At 72.1% G+C, this 18,800-nt stretch carries 18 protein-coding genes; 17 read left to right on the forward strand and 1 reads right to left on the reverse strand.

Annotated elements, in window-relative coordinates:
- Positions 1-2: 2 nt before the first annotated feature.
- From sctT to QM772_RS12000, 3 genes are all read left to right on the forward strand, one after another.
- A complete protein-coding gene (gene sctT / locus QM772_RS11990) occupies positions 3-797 on the forward strand; it encodes a type III secretion system export apparatus subunit SctT (protein WP_415136736.1) in 795 nt (264 codons plus the stop codon).
- A gap of 189 nt (positions 798-986) precedes the next feature.
- On the forward strand, positions 987-1,217 hold the full coding sequence (locus tag QM772_RS11995) for a hypothetical protein (protein WP_415136738.1): 231 nt from the start codon (positions 987-989) through the stop codon (positions 1,215-1,217).
- A gap of 37 nt (positions 1,218-1,254) precedes the next feature.
- Positions 1,255-1,941, forward strand: a complete 687-nt coding sequence (locus tag QM772_RS12000) for a hypothetical protein (protein WP_415136740.1) — start codon at positions 1,255-1,257, stop codon at positions 1,939-1,941.
- A gap of 89 nt (positions 1,942-2,030) precedes the next feature.
- On the opposite strand, the gene sctU is transcribed toward QM772_RS12000, so the two are convergent.
- Positions 2,031-3,683: a type III secretion system export apparatus subunit SctU gene (gene sctU / locus QM772_RS12005; RefSeq protein WP_415136742.1), complete on the reverse strand. Its 1,653-nt coding sequence runs from the start codon at positions 3,681-3,683 to the stop codon at positions 2,031-2,033.
- Between the two features lie 281 nt (positions 3,684-3,964).
- On the opposite strand from sctU, the gene QM772_RS12010 reads away from it, so the two are divergent.
- From QM772_RS12010 to QM772_RS12075, 14 genes are all read left to right on the forward strand, one after another.
- Positions 3,965-4,795, forward strand: coding sequence for a lytic transglycosylase domain-containing protein (locus tag QM772_RS12010; RefSeq protein WP_415136744.1), 831 nt, complete (start codon positions 3,965-3,967; stop codon positions 4,793-4,795).
- Entirely contained in the window at positions 4,792-6,792 is a 2,001-nt protein-coding gene (locus QM772_RS12015; RefSeq protein ID WP_415136746.1) for an FHIPEP family type III secretion protein, read from the forward strand. The genes QM772_RS12010 and QM772_RS12015 overlap by 4 nt, the downstream gene beginning before the upstream one ends.
- Positions 6,793-6,875: 83 nt before the next feature.
- Entirely contained in the window at positions 6,876-8,765 is a 1,890-nt protein-coding gene (sctC, locus tag QM772_RS12020; RefSeq protein ID WP_415136748.1) for a type III secretion system outer membrane ring subunit SctC, read from the forward strand.
- A 34-nt stretch (positions 8,766-8,799) separates the two neighbouring features.
- Positions 8,800-9,900, forward strand: coding sequence for a hypothetical protein (locus QM772_RS12025; RefSeq protein ID WP_415136750.1), 1,101 nt, complete (start codon positions 8,800-8,802; stop codon positions 9,898-9,900).
- Positions 9,901-9,937: 37 nt separating this feature from the next.
- Positions 9,938-10,240 carry a hypothetical protein gene (locus QM772_RS12030; RefSeq protein WP_415136752.1) on the forward strand — a complete coding sequence of 101 codons (303 nt, stop codon included), beginning with the start codon at positions 9,938-9,940 and terminating at the stop codon, positions 10,238-10,240.
- A gap of 7 nt (positions 10,241-10,247) precedes the next feature.
- Entirely contained in the window at positions 10,248-10,655 is a 408-nt protein-coding gene (locus QM772_RS12035) for a hypothetical protein (protein WP_415136754.1), read from the forward strand.
- A 23-nt stretch (positions 10,656-10,678) separates the two neighbouring features.
- Positions 10,679-11,533 (forward strand): type III secretion system inner membrane ring lipoprotein SctJ, encoded by an 855-nt coding sequence (gene sctJ / locus QM772_RS12040; protein ID WP_415136756.1) that lies wholly within the window; start codon positions 10,679-10,681, stop codon positions 11,531-11,533.
- An 8-nt stretch (positions 11,534-11,541) separates the two neighbouring features.
- Complete coding sequence (locus tag QM772_RS12045) at positions 11,542-12,150, forward strand: hypothetical protein (RefSeq protein WP_415136758.1); 609 nt, start codon at positions 11,542-11,544, stop codon at positions 12,148-12,150.
- A 72-nt stretch (positions 12,151-12,222) separates the two neighbouring features.
- On the forward strand, positions 12,223-12,888 hold the full coding sequence (locus tag QM772_RS12050) for a hypothetical protein (protein ID WP_415136760.1): 666 nt from the start codon (positions 12,223-12,225) through the stop codon (positions 12,886-12,888).
- A gap of 79 nt (positions 12,889-12,967) precedes the next feature.
- Positions 12,968-14,296: a FliI/YscN family ATPase gene (locus QM772_RS12055; protein ID WP_415136762.1), complete on the forward strand. Its 1,329-nt coding sequence runs from the start codon at positions 12,968-12,970 to the stop codon at positions 14,294-14,296.
- A 6-nt stretch (positions 14,297-14,302) separates the two neighbouring features.
- Positions 14,303-14,782: a hypothetical protein gene (locus QM772_RS12060; RefSeq protein WP_415136764.1), complete on the forward strand. Its 480-nt coding sequence runs from the start codon at positions 14,303-14,305 to the stop codon at positions 14,780-14,782.
- A 19-nt stretch (positions 14,783-14,801) separates the two neighbouring features.
- Entirely contained in the window at positions 14,802-15,407 is a 606-nt protein-coding gene (locus QM772_RS12065; RefSeq protein ID WP_415136766.1) for a hypothetical protein, read from the forward strand.
- 51 nt (positions 15,408-15,458) lie between these two features.
- On the forward strand, positions 15,459-15,893 hold the full coding sequence (locus tag QM772_RS12070; RefSeq protein ID WP_415136768.1) for a DUF2846 domain-containing protein: 435 nt from the start codon (positions 15,459-15,461) through the stop codon (positions 15,891-15,893).
- Positions 15,894-16,113: 220 nt separating this feature from the next.
- Positions 16,114-18,798 carry a hypothetical protein gene (locus QM772_RS12075; RefSeq protein ID WP_415136770.1) on the forward strand — a complete coding sequence of 895 codons (2,685 nt, stop codon included), beginning with the start codon at positions 16,114-16,116 and terminating at the stop codon, positions 18,796-18,798.
- Positions 18,799-18,800: the final 2 nt, after the last annotated feature.

Consider the following 18,800-nt stretch of genomic DNA (forward strand, 5'->3'; position numbering starts at 1 on the left):
CGATGGAGGCGTTCGCCAGCGTCAACAACCTGGGCGACCTGGCGCTGCTGGCCGCGCTGGCCAGCACGCGCTTCGCCATGGCCTTCCTGCTGCTGCCGATCCTGGCGCAGGACACCGTGCCGCAGATGGTGCGCGCGGCGGTGTTCCTGGCCTTCGGCGTCATCACGCTGGCCATGCAGCCCATGCTGTCGGTCCATGCCTTCGGCGTCGGCGACTGGCTGCTGCTGTTCGCCCGCGAAGCCTTCCTCGGCCTGGCGCTGGGGCTGCTGCTGGCGGCGGTGCTGTGGGCCTTCGACGCCGCCGGCGAGGTGGTGGACGGCGCCAGCGGCATGGGCATGGCGCAGGTGGTCGATCCGCTGTCGGGCCGGCAGACCTCGCTCTCCGGCGCGTTCCTGGGGCGGCTGGCGGTGTACGTGTTCATGGCCTCCGGCGGGCTGATGCTGTGGGTCGGCGTGCTGATGGAGAGCTTCGTGCTGTGGCCGCTGGCGCAGCAGGGGCTGTCGGTCAAGCTGGCCGGCGTGACGCTGTTCGAGAGCGCCTTCGCCCAGTTCGCCGGCCTCACCTTCATGATCGCCGCGCCGGCGCTGGTGGTGCTGTACGCCATCGACCTCTCGCTCGGGCTGATGAACCGCTACGCGCCGCAGCTCAACCTGATCTCCATCTCCATGTCGCTCAAGGGCCTGGCGGCGGTGCTGGTGTGGCTGGTGCTGCTGGCGACCCTGGTGCAGACCCTGCTGGAGCGCGTGGCCGCGCTGATGCCCGCCCTCCTGCGGCAGGTGCAGGCACTGCTGGGGTAAGTCCTATAACCATGAAATCGGGCTCCAGCGCTTGCGGGGCATGCGCTGGCAGCTATGATTGAAATAGCAAGAGCCGCTCTGGGCCGTGTGCAAAAGCGCACGCCAGCTAGGAACGATCCCAATGGCGCGGCGGCTCCGTCGCCCCTAACATAGCCTCATCGACCCGAATCAACCTCAGTGCAGACCGCCATGAGCTCGTTCCCGCCCCTGTCCACGCTGCCGTCCGGCCTGCAAGCGCCGGCCGCCGCCGGCTGGGCGCGTCCGGCGCCGGCTGCCGGCGGCGGCGCCAGCGCCGCCGAGGTGTTCGGCTTCAACGGCACCCGGGACGCCGCGCGCGTGCTGTCGGTGCCGCCCTCGCGCGGCGAGAGCGTGGCGCAGCTCGAGGCGCGCTTCCTCGGCTGCCTGTTCCAGCGCGGCTGAGCCCGCCGGGGCGCAGCCCCCCCAGCGATAGGCATCCATGAGCGCCGCTGCCTCCCCCCTGGTGCCGCGCCCCGACCCCGACTGGTCCGGCGCCGCCGAGGTGCTGATCGAAGGCTGCGCCCACCTGCCCACCCCCGAGGAGCGCGTGCGCTGGCTGGAACGCCTGTGCCTGACGCTGGGCGACGCGCTCTACCCCGCCTTCCTGCACGTGCTCTGCCGCGTCGGCGAACACGGCGACGCCGCGGCGCAGAAGGCCGTGGCCGACGCGCTGGTGCTGGCGCTGCAAAGCGGCCGCCTGCCCTCCGGCCGGCATGCCGCCTGGGGCGCCACCCACGGCGGCGCCACGCGGGCCATGGGCCCCATCGAATACCTGTGCGCCTGGCACGCCCAGCCCGACAGCCGCGGCCCGCTGGGCGCGCCCGCGTTCGACCGCGCCGCGCGCGCCGTGCTGGGCCTGGTGTCGCACAGCGAGGCCGCGCGGCGCCTGTACTGCGCCAAGCTGCTGAACGACGCCGAGGATCCGCTGGGCGGCGCCTGGTCGCGCGGCACGCGGCAGGCCCTGCGGGCCATGGCCAACGCCTGGGCGGGCGCCGGCGTCGGCGCCTCGCCCCAGCGCGTGGCCGCCGACGCGGTGGACGCCTTCCTGGCCGCGCTGCGGCAGGCCGACGGCGGCGGGGTCGCGGCCGCCGCCGCCGGCTGGATCCCGCCGTCGCCGCTGCGCTGAGGTTTCAGCATGAAAAGTGGCCCCAGCGCTTGCCAGACAAGCGCTGGCAGCTATCAAAACAATATCAACCGGTCTGACCCGGGGAGCGGCTAGGTTTCGCCGATCTTGGCATCATTTGCCGACAAATCAGCGCCGGTTGCCGCGCGTTTGTCGATCAGGCTGATGCTGGCCGCCGTCACGCCCAGCACGTATTCCTGCGCGCCGTGGCGCACGATCACCAGCCGCTCGCGCCCGCCCAGCGGCACCGCCTGCACCACCTGCGGCGCCTGGCCGCCCGCGCCGCGCAGCGTGGTGGCGCGCTTGAGCAGGCGCAGGAACAGCCAGGCCAGCGCCAGCACGAAAGCCAGCGCCACCAGCGTGACCAGCAGGCTGGACCACAGGCCGGCGCCGGTGTCGGCCAGCGCCGGGGCCGCCGCCGAGGCGGCGGATGCCGCGGTTTCGTTCATCGCCGCGTCCCCGGTCCGCGGCCGTGGTGCGGATCGCTGCCGCGCCAGCGGCGCGGCACGTAGCGCGCGAAGCGCCGCCGCGCGCCGCCGTTGGAGTCGCTGCCCGGCGCGGCGCGGAGGCCGATGTCGTAGCGCGTCAGAATCCTCGCCCGGCGGCTCGCGGCGCGGGCGCCCCTGCTGGCCGTCCTTGTCGGCCTCCCCGGTCTCGGCGCCCGGGCGCTCGCCGCGCGCCTTGGCCAGCTCGTGTCGCACGTCCTGCGCCCACAGCACCACGGCGGCGATGATGTCGAACAGCTCGGCCGGCACCAGCTCGCCCGTCTCGGCGTCGGCCAGCAGCTGGCGCGCCAGCTCGATGTTGCGCAGCACCGGCACGCCCGCCGCCTGCGCCGCCTCGCGCATCGCCAGGGCGTCGTCGTCCTCGCCCTTGGCGGTGACGGTGGGCACCGGGCAGCGCTCGCGGTGGTAGTCGATGGCGATCGCCACGTGCGTCGGGTTCACCACCACCACGTGCGCGCTGGCGGCGGCCTGGCTGGCGCCCTGCTGCGCCCACTCCTGCTGCAACTGCCGGCGCTGGCCCTTCAGGTGGGGGTCGCCCTCGGCGTCCTTCATTTCCTGGCGGATGTCGCGCAGGCTCATGCGCATCTTCTTCTCGTACGAATAGCGCTGCCAGGCCAGGTCCATCGCCGACACCAGCACGAAGGCGCCGCCGGCCCAGGCCAGCAGCGTCCAGCTGGTGTGCCACAGCGCCGAGCCCACGCCCTCGGGCCGGCCGCCCACCAGCAGGGGCAGGTCCGGCAGCAGCGATTTCATGGCCAGCCAGGCGATGGTGCCGACCACGGCGGTCTTCAGGATGGACTTGAGCAGCTCGACCAGGTTGTCCATCGAGAACATGCGCTTCAGGCCCTTGGCCGGGTTCAGGTTCTCGGCCTTGGGCTTGAGCTTCTCGGCCGTCATCACCGGCCCGGCCTGGATGAACTCGACCAGGGCGCCGATCAGCGCCACCGGCACCACCACCATCCCCACCACCACTAATAAAGTAAGTGCTGCCTGACGCCCCAGGCGAGGCGCCGCGTTGACGAACGGCTCCTGCATCACCTCGAAGCTGGCGCGCGCCAGCGCCGCGACCTGTTCGCCCAGCAGCGGCAGCGCCACCGCCGCCAGCAGCAGGATGGCCAGCAGGCCGGCGGTCGAGGTGAGGTCGCGGCTCTTGGAGACATCGCCCTTCTTGCGGGCGTCCTGCAGCTTCTTGGGTGTCGGTTTTTCGGTCTTACTGCCGCTGTCGTCCGAGCCGGCCATAGGGAAATCACTCCAAAGACATGGGCGCGCGGGATCCGGAAGGGTTTGCAAGCCATCCCGCGCCACGCGGATGCGCTCCCCAAGTCTGCCGTCTTCGTGCGAATCCGTCGCGAATAATGAAACTAAAAGTTTCTGCTCTGTTACCTATATTAGGGGGTACCCTATAGCGTACCGGGCCATGAACCGGCGTCTTTGGATACGAGTTGATGCGACTTTTGTCACAGAACGGCAGGCCCGCCGGCCAATACTTGCTCTTTTCGAGAATTCGAAGCGGGAGCGTCGTGCGGAAACTGAGCTTACGGCAGCCCACCGCGCAAGGCGGTGGCTGGAGGGTCTGGGGGCTGGTGTGCATCGGGCTGCTTTCCTGGGGCTGGGCCGGCGCCGCCCATGCGAGCAAGGCGGCCTTGCCGGCCAGCGGGCAGGGCTGCGCGCCGGGCTGGGACCAGCTGCTGCCTGCCGGGCAGCGTGACCAGCCGGGCGCCTGCGCGCCGGCGCCCGGCGGCCCCGCGCGCGTGCTGGCCGAGCAGATGAGCCGGTACGACACGCGGGGGACGCTGGTGGCGGCACCGCCACCGCGCCGGCCGTCGGCCCGCCCGCTCGCGCTGGCCGCGCTGGCCGCGCGCCGCGCGCCGCCAGCGCAGACGCCCCGGCCAGCGGCGGGCTTCATGCCGGTGGCGATGGCGCCGCTGATCGACCGCACCGCGCAAGCGCACGACATCGACCCGCTGCTGCTGCACGCCATCGCCCGCGTGGAGTCGCGCCACCAGCCGCGCGCGGTGTCGCACGCCGGCGCCCATGGGCTGATGCAGGTCATCGTGCCCACCGCGCGCCGCTTCGGCGTCGGCGATGCGCAGGCGCTGCACGACCCGCAGACCAACCTGCAGGTGAGCGCGCGCTACCTCAAGACGCTGCAGCAGCGCTTCGGCAACGACCTGCAGCTGGTGCTGGCGGCCTACAACGCCGGCGAGGGCGCGGTGGAAAAGCACGGCCGCCGCGTGCCCCCGTACCGTGAAACCCAGGGCTACGTGCGCAAGGTGCTGTCCGAATACAGCCTGCTGCGCCGCGTGAGCGAGCGCCAGGCCGGCGCGGCGCTGGCGAGGTATCCGCTGTGAGCCTGGCCAGCTACTTCCAGTCAACCGCCGCCGCGGGCGCCCGCGGCGGCGGCCTGGCGCGCTACACCGACATCGCGCTGGTGGCCGGCATCGTCGCCATCGTGGCGCTGATGATCGTGCCGCTGCCCATCTGGGTGATCGACCTGCTGGTGGCCGTCAACATCGCCGGCGGCCTGCTGCTGCTGCTGCTGGCCATCTACGTGGCCAACCCGCTGGAGTTCTCGGTCTTTCCCAGCGTGCTGCTGATCAGCACGCTGTTCCGGCTGGCGCTGTCGATCGCCACCACGCGCATGATCCTGCTGCACGGCGAGGCCGGCCACATCATCCAGACCTTCGGCCACATGGTGGCGGGCGGCAACCTGGTGGTGGGGCTGGTGGTGTTCCTGATCATCACCGTGGTGCAGTTCATCGTCATCGCCAAGGGCTCCGAGCGCGTGGCCGAGGTGGCCGCGCGCTTCTCGCTCGACGCCATGCCCGGCAAGCAGATGTCGATCGACTCCGACCTGCGCTCCGGCCTGATCGACAAGGACGAGGCGCGCCGCCGCCGCCGCGTGCTGGAGAACGAGAGCAAGCTCAACGGCAGCCTGGACGGGGCGATGAAGTTCGTCAAGGGCGACGCCATCGCCGGCATCATCATCATCATCATCAACCTGCTGGGCGGCCTGGCCATCGGCGTGCTCCAGCTGGACATGACGATGGGCGCGGCGGGGGTGAAGTACTCCATCCTCACCATCGGCGACGGCATGGTGATGCAGATCCCGGCGCTGCTCGGCGCCATGTCGGCCGGCCTGCTGGTGACGCGCACCACCGACGACGAGCACGACAAGCACCTGGGCGACGCCATCGGCCGCCAGCTGACGGCCAAGCCGCGCGTGCTGCTGGTGGCTGGCGGCCTGTGCGTGCTGTTCGCCCTGGTGCCGGGGTTCCCTGCGGCGGTGTTCCTGCTGCTGGGCGTGACGCTGTCCGTCGCCGGCGCCATGCTGACGCCCGCGCTGCGCGCGCGCTGGGAGCGCTACGCCCGGCCCAAGGTGGCGGCGGTGCGCCGCCGCGCCGACGAGGCGCCCACGCTCATGTCCACCGATGCCGCGCCGCCCCGGCCCGCCGTGCCGCTGCTGCTCGAACTGCCGGCCGGCCGCCTGTCGGCCGGTGCCGGCCGCGACCTGCTGCACGGCCTCGAAGGCGTGCTGGACCACTTCCAGCTCTACCTCGGCCTGCGGCTACCGCGCATCGACGTGCACGCCGTGCACCTGCTGGAGGACGAGCAGGAGAGCGCCGCCGCCACCCAGTGGCGCCTGCTGGTGCACGAGGTGCCGGTGGCCAGCGGCCCGCTGCCCGCCGAGGACACCGCCGGGCGCCTGGCCGACGCCGTGCGCGAGGCGCTGCGCCGCCATGCCGGCCTGTTCCTGGGCACGCAGGAGACCAACCACCTGCTCACCCGCGCCAGCGCCGACCTGCCCGACGTCGTCAAGGAAACCCTGCGCGCGCTGCCGCTGGCGCGCGTGGCGGAGATCCTGCGCCGGCTGGTCGAGGAAGAAGTGGCCATCCGCAACCTGCGCGACATCCTGGAGACGCTGTCCGACGCCGCGCAGCGCGAGAAAGACGTGTTCGCCCTCACCGAGCTGGTGCGCATCGGCCTCAAGCGCCAGCTCTGCTACCGCTACGCGCCGGACGGGCGCCTGAACGCCATGCTGCTGGAGCCCGGGCTGGAGGAGATGCTGCGCAGCGCCGTGCGGGTCAACGGCGGCGCCCAGCAGCTGGCGCTGGACCCGGTGCAGCTGGCACAGTTGATGCAGCGCTTCAGCGCCGCCGTGCAGCGCTGGCGGCCGCAAGCCATCGTCACCGCGGTGGACGTCCGGCGCCACGTGCGCAAGCTGATCGAGCCGGACTGCTTCGACATCCCGGTGCTCAGCTACCACGAACTCATGCCCGCGCTGCACCTGGAAGTGGTGCACCGCATGGCGCACGACGATGCGCCCATGCTGGAGGCGGCCCATTGAGGGCGGCCGCGCGGAACCTCGATCGATTCAACAACCAACCAGGAAGAAAAATGATTTTTGCCATGGGAGTGACGGGAGACGGAATGCCAGGAGCGCAGCCGCTGCGCGCGGCCTGGGCGGTGGCGCGCCGCCTGCTCGCGGGCGCGCTGCTCGGCACGCTGCTGGCGGGCGGCGCCGCGCTGGCGGCGCCGATCCCGTTCCAGGACCGGCAGGTGGACCTGACCGCGCGCGAGCAGCCGATCGCCTCCTTCCTGCAGGACTTCTTCGGCATGCTCGACATGCCGGTGTCGGTCAGCGCCAACGCCAGGGGCGCGGTCAACGGCGTGTTCCGCGGGCCGGCCGAGCGCGTGTTCGGCAGCATCCTGCGCTCGTTCGGCCTGATGGCCTTCTACGACGGCTCGGTGGTGCACGTGTACACGCCCGGCGAAGTCAGCACGCGCACCTACCCCATGCCGACCGGCGGCGCCTCGGCGGTCATGACCACCGCGCGCGACATGCAGCTCACCGACGCGCGCAACACGCTGCGCGTGAGCCAGAGCGGCGGCCTCATCGCCAGCGGCAACCGCCGCTTCGTCGAGATGGTGGGCGAGCTGGCGACCGGCCAGCAGGGCCAGGCCGCCGCCTCGGGCCCGCTCGGCTTCAAGGTCTACTACCTGCGCTACGCCTGGGCGCACGACGTCGCGGCCCAGTACGGCGGCAAGACCACGGTGGTGCCCGGCGTGGCCAGCATCCTGCGCGCCCTGCTGACCTCGCAGCGCGGCAGCCAGGCGCCGGCGCTGACGCAGTACATGGGCACCGGCGAGCAGAGCCTGCGCAGCCAGGGCCTGCGCGGCCAGGGCGGCACCCTCGGCGCGCGCGGCGCCAACCCCATGATGCCCACGGCCGCCACCGTTCAGCAGGCCTGGGACAGCCGCCCGGGCGGCGTGCAATACGCCTCGGTCGATGCCCAGGCGCTCGACAACCTGAACGCCGCCGCCGCGATCTCCAGCAACGCGCGCGTCGAGGCCGACACGCGCCTGAACGCCGTGGTCGTGCGCGACGCGCCCGAGCGCCTGCCCTACTACGACCAACTCATCAAGGCGCTCGACGTCGAGCCCCAGGCGCTGGAGATCGAGGCCACCATCATCGACCTCGTCACCGACAAGCTGCGCGAGCTGGGCATCAACTGGCGCCTGACGGGCGACCGCTACTCGTTCCTGTTCGGCAACGGCACCACCGGCGACAACCTGCTGGTGGGCACGACCGCGGTGCAGGACATCACGCCCAGCGGCAGCGGCGGCTTCATGTCGCTGGTGCTGGGAGGGCGCAACAACTTCATCGCCCGCATCAGCGCGCTGCAGGACCAGGGCGTGGCGCGCATCGTCTCCAGCCCGCAGGTCATGACCCTGTCCAACGTGGAGGCGCTGTTCGACAACAACCGCAGCTTCTACGTGCGCGTGGCCGGCCGCGACGAGGTGGACCTGTTCAAGGTATCGGCCGGCACCATGCTGCGCGTCACGCCGCACGTGTTCCAGGAAGGCAAGGACGTGCGCATCAAGCTGCTGGTGCAGATCGAGGACGGCAGCATCGAGCAGACGCAGGTCGACCAGATCCCGGTGGTGCAGCGCTCCTCCATCAACACCCAGGCGCTGATCGTGGCCGGCGAGAGCCTGCTGATCGGCGGCATGGTCAAGGAGACCACGCGCGAGGGCGTCACCAAGGTGCCGCTGCTGGGCGACATTCCGGTGATCGGCCATCTGTTCAAGACCAACACCGACCAGCACGAGCGCGTCGAGCGCCTGTTCCTGATCTCGCCGCGCCTGATTCCGGCGCAGCGGCCGATGAGCGCCACCGCGCCGATGGGCCCGCAGCGGCCGGGCGGCGCCGTGGCCGTGCCGCCGATGCCCAGCCACCCCGAGCCGGAATGGCTGCGCCGCGGCAACTCCAACCCCGACGCGCCCGCGGGCAACCTGCCGGCCGCCGGCGAACGCTGATCGAGCGAAGCACTTTGGAAAGGAGCAGCCGAGCATGAAACCCGCACTGATCTACGAACTGCGCGTATTGAGCGGCGAGCAGCGCGGCGCCAGTTCGGCCGTGCGCCCCGGCGACACCCTGCGCCTGGGGCGCGACTGGTCGAACGACGTCGTGCTGCGGGACGCCGGCGACGGCAACGCCGCGCTGCGGCTGGACGCCGACGGGCAGCTGCTGCTGAACGTCGACGGCGGCCAGTGCCAGGTCGGCGGCGCGGCGCTGGCCGCCGGCGAGCACACCGCGCTGGCGCTGTACACGCCGTTCACGGTCGGCGGCACGCGCATGGCCGTCGGGCGCATCGGCGCGCCGCAATGGGCGGCGCTGTTCGAGGAGCCGGCGCCTGTCGCCGCCTCCGCCAGCCCTTCCGCCGCCGAGGCCGCCGAGCCGGCGGCGGCGCCCGCTCGGCGCCGCATCGACTGGGTGCGGCGGCTGCTGACGGGCGGCGCGGCGCTGGTCGCCGCCTCGGCCGGCGCGCTGACCCTGGCCTGGGCCATGGGCCCGGCCTCGCTGTCGCCGGCGCAGCAGGCCGAGCACCTGCGCCAGACGCTCGCGCACCTCGGCTTCGGTGCGCTGCACGTCGAAAGCCGCGAAGGCCAGCTGGTGGTCACCGGCCACCTCGACACCCAGGCCCAGCGCACTCGGCTGGAGCAGGCGCTGGCCGGCCAGACGCCGGCGCGCGTGGCGGTGTGGGTCAACGAGCAGGTCACGGCCGCCGTCGGCGACGTGTACCGCCTGAACGGCATCGCCGCCGAGGTGCGCGGCGCCGGGCCGGGCGTGGTGCACGTGCAGACGCGCGAGGGCGACGTCGAGGCGCTGAACAAGGTGCAGGCCGTGGCGCGCCGCGACGTGCCCGGCCTCCAGCAGCTGGTGCCCCTCAACGAGCCGCCGCCGGCCGGGCCGCGGCCCGAGGCCACGGTTACCGACCCCGGCAAGCGGGTCGCCGCCATCGTCCCCGGCGAGCCGGCCTACGTGGTCACGGCCGACGGCACGCGCTACTTCGAGGGCGCGATGCTGCCCACCGGCCACCGCATCCTCTCCATCCTCTCCGACCGCGTGCAGATCGAGCGCGACGGCGTGCCCGGCACGCTGAATTTCTGACCCCTCCCTCCCTTCTTCCACCCCAAGGAGTTTTGCGATGAGCAACGACGTCAACCCCCTCTCCCTGATGGCCGCTTCGCCGCTGTCCCAGACCAGCAGCCGCTCCGGCAAGCCCGCGAGCTGGTACGAGGCCATGGCCGAGGCCTGGGGCAAGACCCTGGACGCCAAGGCCAGCGAGATCGAGGCCGCCGCCGACCAGCTCGCCGACGGCGACGACACGCCCTCGCACATCACGCAGATGACCGCGCTGGCGCAGCAGATGAACTTCATGTCCAACAGCGCGCACACCTCGCTGCAATCGGTGGGCACGGCGCTCGAAACCATGGCGCGCAAGCAGTGAGCCGCGCATGACCTCGATCGCATCCCCCCTGGTCGCCGCCGACGCGCTGGCCGCGCCCGCCACCGGCGGCGTGCAGGCCGGCTACGGCGTGTCGCTGACCGACCTGTCGGGCTTCTCGCAGGCCATGGCGCGCGCGCAGGCCGGCGGCGCCGGCCTGCTGGAGCCGCAGGCCGTGGCCGCGCCCAGCGAGAGCATGCAGGCGCTGTTCAAGCCGCTGGAACACCTCAACAACGAGGCCGCCTCGCTGGGCGAAGTGGCCCAGGCCGCGCAGGCCGCCGGCGCCGACCTCACGCCCGGCGAAATGGTCATGCTCACCGTGCGCTGCCAGGAGTTCCTTTTCCACAGCCAGCTCACCGCCAACGTGGCCAACCGCACGTCCGACGGCCTGCAGCAGCTGTTCCGCCAGCAGGCCTGAACGGGTTTTCCGGAGAAGCTTTCATGCCCACCCTGTTCCGCCGCGCCGCCCGCCTCGCCGCGCCCTGCCTGCTGGTGCTGCTGGCCGCCTGCTCGCAGCAGGAGCTGTACGGCCAGCTCAGCGAGCGGCAGGCCAACGAGATGGTCGCCGTGCTGCGCAACGCCGGGCTGGCGGCGGAGAAGTCGCCCTCGCGCGACGGCAAGGCCTACGTCGTCAGCACCAGCGCGCACGACTTCTCGCGCGCCGTCGAGGTGCTGCACGCCGGCGGCTTCCCGCGCGACGCGTTCGACAACCTCGGCCAGGTGTTCAAGAAGGAAGGCTTCGTCTCCTCGCCGCTGGAGGAGCGCGCCCGCTTCACGCACGCGCTGTCGCAGGAGCTGTCCAGCACCCTGTCCAGCATCGACGGCGTAGTGCAGGCGCGGGTGCACGTCTCGGTGCCCGAGAAGAACCCCCTGGCCGACAAGCCCACGCCCGCCACCGCCTCGGTGTTCATCAAGCACCGGCCCGGCGTCGACCTGACCCAGCAGACCGGCAAGATCAAGGCCCTGGTGGTCAACGCCATGGAGGGCCTGCCCTACGACAACGTCACCGTGGCCCTGTTCCCCGCCGAGCCCATCCCGCCCGCCGCGCCGCGCTCCGCGCTGGCTGCCGCGTGGGACAACTACGGCGCGCTGCTGCTGGCCGCCGGCGGCATCGGCCTGGCCGCGCTGGCCGGCGCGCTGGTGCTGTGGTGGCGCCAGCGCCGGCCCGCGCCGGGGCCCGGCGGCGCGCGTCTGCCCGCCGCGCCGGAGCCTGGCGACGGCGGCGGCGCCGCCAAGGCCCGGCGGCCCTCGCTGCGCGCCGTCGGCCTCGACGGCGCCCAGTCGGCCGAAGGCTGAGGGATGCCATGACGGCGCCGGACCTCGCGGGCGACTCGCTGGCGCAAGCCAGCGCCCGGCGCGCGCAGCGCGTGGCCGTGGCGCGCGCGCTGCAAGGGCTGGCCCTCGACTGGCCTGCCATCGACGCCTGCCCCGCCTGGCTGGCCGAGCCCGATGCCGACGCGCGCGAACGCCTGTGCGCCCGCGCCGGCGGCTGGTGGCTGGCATCCTCGCTGCGCGCCTGCATCGACGGCAAGCGGCTGGCCCGCGCCTGCGACCTGCTCGGCGGGCCCGTGCTGGCCGCGCTGCGCGAATCCCCCGAGGCCCAGCGCGCCGAGGCGCTGAACCAGGCCCCCCGCCCCCTGCTGCCCCCGGCCGAAGACGTGCCGGCCCACCTGCTCGCCTGCGGCCGCGCCCTGCTCGGCTGGAGCCTGCGGCCCGAGCTGCGCGCCCCGGTGCTGGGCCACCTGGGCTGGGCGGTGGACGCGCGGCACCACGCCGCCTTCGACACCCATGCCGCCTGGGCCCGGCAGGCGCTGCTGGCCGCCCAGCAGCCCGAGCCGCCAGTGGCCGAAGCCGAGCCGGAGCCCGAATTCGAGGTCGAGGCCGAGGAACAGTCCACCGATGGATGCTGCTAAATTAATAGCTGCCAGCGCTTGCTGCACAAGCGCTGGAGCCTGTTTTTATATAAATTCAGCAAAAGCGCGCCCATGAGCTACCTGCTGACGCTGCACCGCGACGCCGAGCTCACGCTCGCCACCACCGAGCCCGTGGTGCCGCCCGCCCAGCTCGCCCCGCTGCAAGACGCGCTGGCCCTGGCCGCCCGCCTGTCCGAGCTGCTGGCCAGCCACGAGCACCGCCTGGCCGAGGCCGAGCACGCCGCCCGCCTGCAAGGCGAGCAGGCCGGCCACGCCGCCGGCGCCGAGCGCGCCCGCCAGGACGGCGCCCACGCCCTCGCCGACGCCCTGGCCCGGCTGGCCGCCGACCAGGCCGCCCAGCGCGACGAACTGCGCCACGCCCTGGTCGCCCTGGCCGGCGCCATGGTGCGCCGCATGGCCGCCGAACTGGCGCCCCCCGCCGTGCTGGCCGCGCTGGCCGAGCGCGCCTTCGAGCACGTCGTGCCCCCGCAGCCCGTGCGCCTGCGCCTGCCGCCCGAGCTGGTCGAACCCGTGCGCGCGCACCTGGCCCAGCGCGAACTCGCCATGCCCGTGCAGTGCGTCGGCGACGCCGAGCTGCAAGGGCTGCGCTGCGTCGTCGAATCCCATGCCGGCGTGCTGCTGGCCGGGCTGGACGAAGTGCTCGCCCGCACCACCCAGTCGCTGGAAACGCACCGCCGCGCGCACAGCAGCGAAGACGCGCGGGAGGCGCTGTCATGAGCGCCGCCCGGCCGCCCGAAGGCGCGAAAGCCCCCTTGGGGGCAGCGGACCACGCGCAGCGGGGGAGCGTGGGGGTGTCATGAGCGTTACCCGCCCGCTGCTCGACCCTGCCCTGCTCGACACCTTGCAGGTGCTCCAGCCCGTCGTCGCGCGCGGCCGCGTGGTGCAGGCTTTCGGCACCACGCTGCGCGTCAGCGGCCTGCGCGCCCACATCGGCCAGCAGTGCCTCATCCGCGACCCCACCCGCCCGCAGGCGACGCCGCTGCGCGCCGAAGTGGTCGGCCTGCGCGACCACGAGGCCATCCTCGTGCCCCTGGGCCACATGCAGGGCGTGTCCATGGGCGCCGAGGTCGAGATCATCGAGCGCGGCGCCCTCATCCCCGCCGGCCCCGCCCTGCTCGGGCGCGTGCTCGACGCCTTCGGCGAGCCGCTCGACGGCGAGCCCCTGCCCGCCGCCACCGCCCTGCGCCCGTTCCAGACCGAGCCGCCCAACCCCCTCACCCGCCGCCCCGTGGACCGCCCCTTCGTCACCGGCGTGCGCGCCATCGACGGCCTGCTCACCGTCGGCGAAGGCCAGCGCCTGGGCGTGTTCGCCATGGCCGGCGGCGGCAAATCCACCCTGCTGGGCATGCTGGCGCGCCAGGCGCGGAGCGACGTCAACGTCATCGCCCTGGTCGGCGAACGCGGCCGCGAAGTGCGCGAATTCCTCGAGCACAACCTCGGCCCCGAAGGCCGCGCGCGCTCCGTCGTCGTCGTCTCCACCTCCGACCGCCCCGCCATGGAGCGCCTGCGCGCCGCCCAGACCGCCACCGCCATCGCCGAGCACTTCCGCGCCCAGGGCCAGCGCGTGCTGCTGATGATGGATTCCGTCACCCGCTACGCCCGCGCCCTGCGCGAAATCGGCCTCTCGGTCGGCGAGCCCGCCGTGCGCCGGGGCTTCCCGCCCAGCGTCTTCGCCGAGCTGCCCCGCCTGTTCGAGCGCGCCGGCAACGACGCCCACGGCTCCATCACCGCCTTCTACACCGTGCTGGCCGAAGACGAAGACGGCTCCGACCCGGTGGCCGAAGAAACCCGCTCCATCCTCGACGGCCACATCGTCCTCTCCCGCAGCCTCGGCCAGGCCGGCCACTACCCCGCCATAGACGTCCTGGCCAGCGCCAGCCGCGTCTTCAACCAGGTCACCGGCCCCGCCCAGCAGGCCGCCGCCCAGCGCGTGCGCGCCCTCATGGCCAAGCACGAGGAAATCCGCTTCCTGCTGCAAGTGGGCGAATACGCCGCCGGCAGCGACCCGCTGGCCGACGCCGCCATCGACGCCCAGCCCGCGCTCCAGGCCCTGCTGCGCCAGCGCCCCGACGAAGCCGCCGCGATGGACGACACCCTGGCCCAGTTGCGGCAGTTCATGGACTGAGAAGCTGTGAACGACCCCGCCCGCCAACTGCACGACGCCCGCCAGCTCCAGCGCCTGCGCGCCCTGCGCGAGCGCACCGCCATGAACGCCCTGCGCGCCGCCGAAGCCGAAGAGCGCGCCGCCGAGCAGACCGCGCAGGCACGCGAGGCCGCCCTGCTGCGCCTGCAAGCGCGGCGCCAGCAGCTTGCCGAGCGCGTGGTGGGCGAGCTTGCCGGCCGCATCGCGCGCCTGGCCGACTGCGTGAGCGCCCTGCAGGCCGACCTCGACGACCAGCTCGAACGCACCGAATACGCCCTCATCGACGACGAAGAGGCCCTCGCCGCCGCGCGCGAGAAAACCGCCCAGGCGCGCGCCCAGTGGCTGCGCGCCGTCTCGCAGCACGGCGCCGCCGGCACCCTCGTCACCGAAGCGCGCGCCGCCGTCCACCGCCAGCGCGAAACCCGCCTCGAACGCGAGGACGCCCCCGCGCCCATGCCCACCCCCTGACAATTTGGAGCGCACCGCCATGAGCCAGCTCACCTCCACCCCCCCCAGCCCCTTCGGCGCCGACGCCGAAGCCCTGTTCGACGTGCGCGCCAGCGCCGGCGCCAGCGCCCTCGCCGCCAGCCGCCAGCCCCCGCCCCAGGCCCGGCAGGACTTCGACGCCGCCCTGCGCCGCGCCGGCCGCCGCGGCGGCGACAGCGATGAAACCCGCCAGGGCGACGAGCCCGACGCCGCCGCCCAGTCCGCCCTCGGCGCCCTGCTGCCCGGCACCGGCACCAGCGCCGGCCCCCTCGCCGCCGCCGAGAGCCTCGGGGGCGCCGCCCCCGGCGCCCACCCCGGCGTGCCCACCGGCACCCTGCCCGACGCCGTGCCCATGGCCCCCAACCGCACCCAGATCGGCGCCGGCCAGCAATGGCGCGTCAGCGTGCCGCTCGACGCCCAGTCCAGCGCCACCCTGGCCATGCGCCTCGTCAACACCGGCGCCGGCCACTGGCAGATGCGCCTGGCCGCCGACAGCCAGACCCGCCAGCAGCTCACCCCCCACCTCGACCGCCTGCGCGACAAACTGCGCCAGCACAGCCAGGGCCGCCTGGACGACCTCGGCTTCGACGAAGAGCTTCCGAACTAGAAGCGGCTGCCGGCCTCCCTTCTTCACATCAACCTGCCAAATTCGACTCCAATGAAACACACGATTTCAGCCCTGTTCATCGCCGCAGCCCTGGCAGGCTGCGCCTCCGTTCCCATGGGGGATGCGCGGCAGGACGCCGCGGCCAAGACCTTTACCGTGCCCAAGGGCAAGTCGGGCATCTACATCTACCGCAACGAAGCCATCGGCGGCGCGGTCACGATGGACGTCGCCCTCGACGGCCAGCCCCTCGGGCAGACCTCGGCCAAGACCTTCCTCTACAAGGAAGTGCCTCCCGGCAGGCACACCGTGACCTCGAAGGCCGAGAACACCGAGACACTGGCGCTCGACACCAAGCCGGGCGGGGTCTACTTCATCTGGCAGGAGGTGAAGATGGGCTTCATCCACGCCCGCAACAAGCTCCACCTGGTAGACGAAGAAACGGGCAAGAAAGGCGTTGCCGAGACGAGTCTGGCCGCCACCAAATAGGGCCGCGCGGCGACGCGCGAGGCAAATCCCTCCATCCCAGGGAACCCCTGACTTCATGGCTGCCCGCAGCTTGCCGGATGTTCGCCTGCCGCCAATTGAATACTAAGTAACCTTCCCATCCGTAACCATCCCAGCTAGCCCCGTGGGCGCCGCCCTGCCAAGCTTCACGCACAGGGCGCGCCATGCAAGGCGCCTTGATCGACACACAAGGCCCCATCTGATGCAAGTCACGTCCACCCCCGCCGGCCTGGGCTGGGACAACCCCGTCCCCCCCGCCGACCCGCAGCCCCAGCCCCAGCCGCAGGAGCAAGCCCAGCCCCAGCCCGCCGCCCCCGCCACCACCACGCTCGGCGCGCTGATGCACCCCGGCCAGCCCCTGCCCACAGGCAACGGCAACCCCTGGCAAGGCTTCGAGACCAGCCAGGACAAACCCCAGCCCAGCCCCCTGCTGGACTACCCGCCCGACACCGCCATCGCCCTCCAGCTCAAGCCCCTCCTGCAAGAACACGCCCAGCCCGAGGCCGACACGCCCACCGAAGCCGCCACCCCCGCCGAAACCCCCGCCCCCGCCACCCCCAGCGCCGACCCGATGGAAATCGCCGCGCTGGAGCTCCTGCTGGCCGAGCCCGCCGCGCAGGAGCTCATCGAGCACTTCGGCGGCGACCTCCAGCCCCCACCCAGCGGCCACGCCGTGGCCGACAGCATCATCGCCCGCTACGGCAGCGACCTCGCCAGCCGGCTGAACCAGCTGCAAAGCGCCCAGCAGGAAGTGCAGAAGCAATACCTGGCCACGCTGGACGCCGCCATCGCCACCCCCGGCCCCCAGCAGCCCGGCAGCATCTTCACCCCCGACACCGGGCTCGGCGATGTGCCCGAGCACCTCATCGCCCTGCCCAGCCGGCCCGGCCAGCAGCAAGGCCAGCAAGGCAGCTGGACCCTGGACCCCGTGGCCTTCACCAGCGCCTGGGCGCAAGGCGACAGCCCCCTGCAAAGGGCCTACGCCCACCTGCACGGCGCCGAAGGCATGCAGCGCGTGACCTTCGATGCCGGCATGGAATACGAAACCACCCACTGGATGCTGGCCGGCCAGAAGCTCCACCTGGCCACGCAGCGCAGCGGCGACGCCGACCACGACACCGCCCAGAGCAAGCTGACCGACGGCTGGGACCGCATCGACCTGGAGCGCCCGCCCAAGCTCATCGACAACGACCTGGTGTGGTTCGACCCCGAGCGCGGCTGGGTCACCGACAAGAAGAACCTCAAGCCCGACGGCATCGACCGGGCGTTCCCCTACATCTTTGCCGGCGCCATCACCGCCATGACCTTCGGCGCCGGCAGCACCGTGGCCGCCGGCATCACCGCCGCCGCCGGCGGAGGCACCGCCGGCACCATCGCCGTGGGCGCGGCCACCGGCGCCGTCGGCAGCGCCGCGCTGCAACTGGCCGCCAACGGCAGGATCGACTTCGGGCAACTGCTGCAATCGGCCCTGGCCGGCGGCGTGACCGCCGGCCTGAGCCACCTGCCCGGCGTGGGCCAGCACATCGACGGCCTTGCCGAGACATTCAGCCAGCGGCTGATGGAATACACCGGCCGCGCCACGGTGCAAGGCGCGATCCAGACGGTCATGGGCGGGCAGTTCAAGGACGGCTTCGTCAACAGCCTGATGGGCAGCGTGGCCGGCGAGGTCACGGCGCAGCTGGAGATGAGCATCAGCGAGCTGCAAGGGCAAGGGCTCGATGCCGGCCAGGCCAGCGCCCTGCGCCTGCTCACGCGCGCCACGGGCAGCGCGCTGCGCATCGTGGGCAGCGACGACCCGGCGGCGGGGTTCGCGGCGGACTTCCTCAATGGGGTCATGGGGGATGCGCTGCAGGCGCAAGCCGAGCAGCCGGCGGAGGCGAACGTTGCTGCCGATGCAGTGCCTTCTGATGATCCGCTGGGGGCGTTCATTGTGGACAACCAAGACCGCTGGGCGGATCGGCAGGCCGCTGTTGATCAAGTGATTGAAGCGTTCTCCAACCCACCAGAAGATGGCATGGCGTCAGGCATTGACCTGGCTGCGGGGCCTGAATTCACCGGACTGGGGGGCGATGGCGAGGGCCTCGGCCCTGACGGCGTCTATCGTGTCACCATCACTGGCACCGGGGCCAGCGTCGATGACGGTGTGGCGACGCAGGAGCTCACGCGCATCGACCAAGTCCTGGCCAGCCGGGGGGCGCCGCAGGGCGTGACCCGCGCAGGTCTGTACAACGACTTGGTTGTGGAGCGCTTCAGAGACATGAGCGCGCACGATCAGCGCGCTGTGTTGGCGGCGCTGGACGACTACGCCAATGCGCTGCACGATCCAGACCTGCTGACGTGGACTGGCTTAGCCCCTGGTAGCCTGGAAGCCAGACGAGCTGACTTGGCGGTGCGAATCGCGGCTGACTTTGCGAGGCAATCCGGTGCGATTCCAGCCGATGCTCGATTTCCAGCCGATGCCAGGTCAGGGATGGAGACTGGTCTGGCTGCAATGATTGGTGGAATCGTGGGCAGAGACAGGCCTCGTGAATCCGGAGCAGCCGAGAACAACCCGAGCAGCAATGTAAGGCCGCCGAAGAATCCGCAGCCGATCACCAATCAAGCTCAAGTGCCGCCAATTCCCGCAGATTGGACAATTGCACCCAACCCAAAGCGTCCTGGCGGGATTATTGCAACGCCCCCTGGTGTTCCGGCAGGTTCCACCAGCGCGGAGCATATTCGCGTTGATCCTCCAGGATCGAGCCCCGTGCCGGGATTGGAAAATGGTTACTGGCGATGGAATCGGCCTGGGCAAGGATGGTATGATCCTGGCAAGGGAAATTTCGGCGGCGGTAATGGGCAAACCCATATTCCGCTTCCGCAGGGATTTAAGCCGCCAAAACCTTAAAT

Source organism: Ottowia sp. (assembly GCF_047601385.1).
Classification (GTDB): domain Bacteria; phylum Pseudomonadota; class Gammaproteobacteria; order Burkholderiales; family Burkholderiaceae_C; genus Ottowia.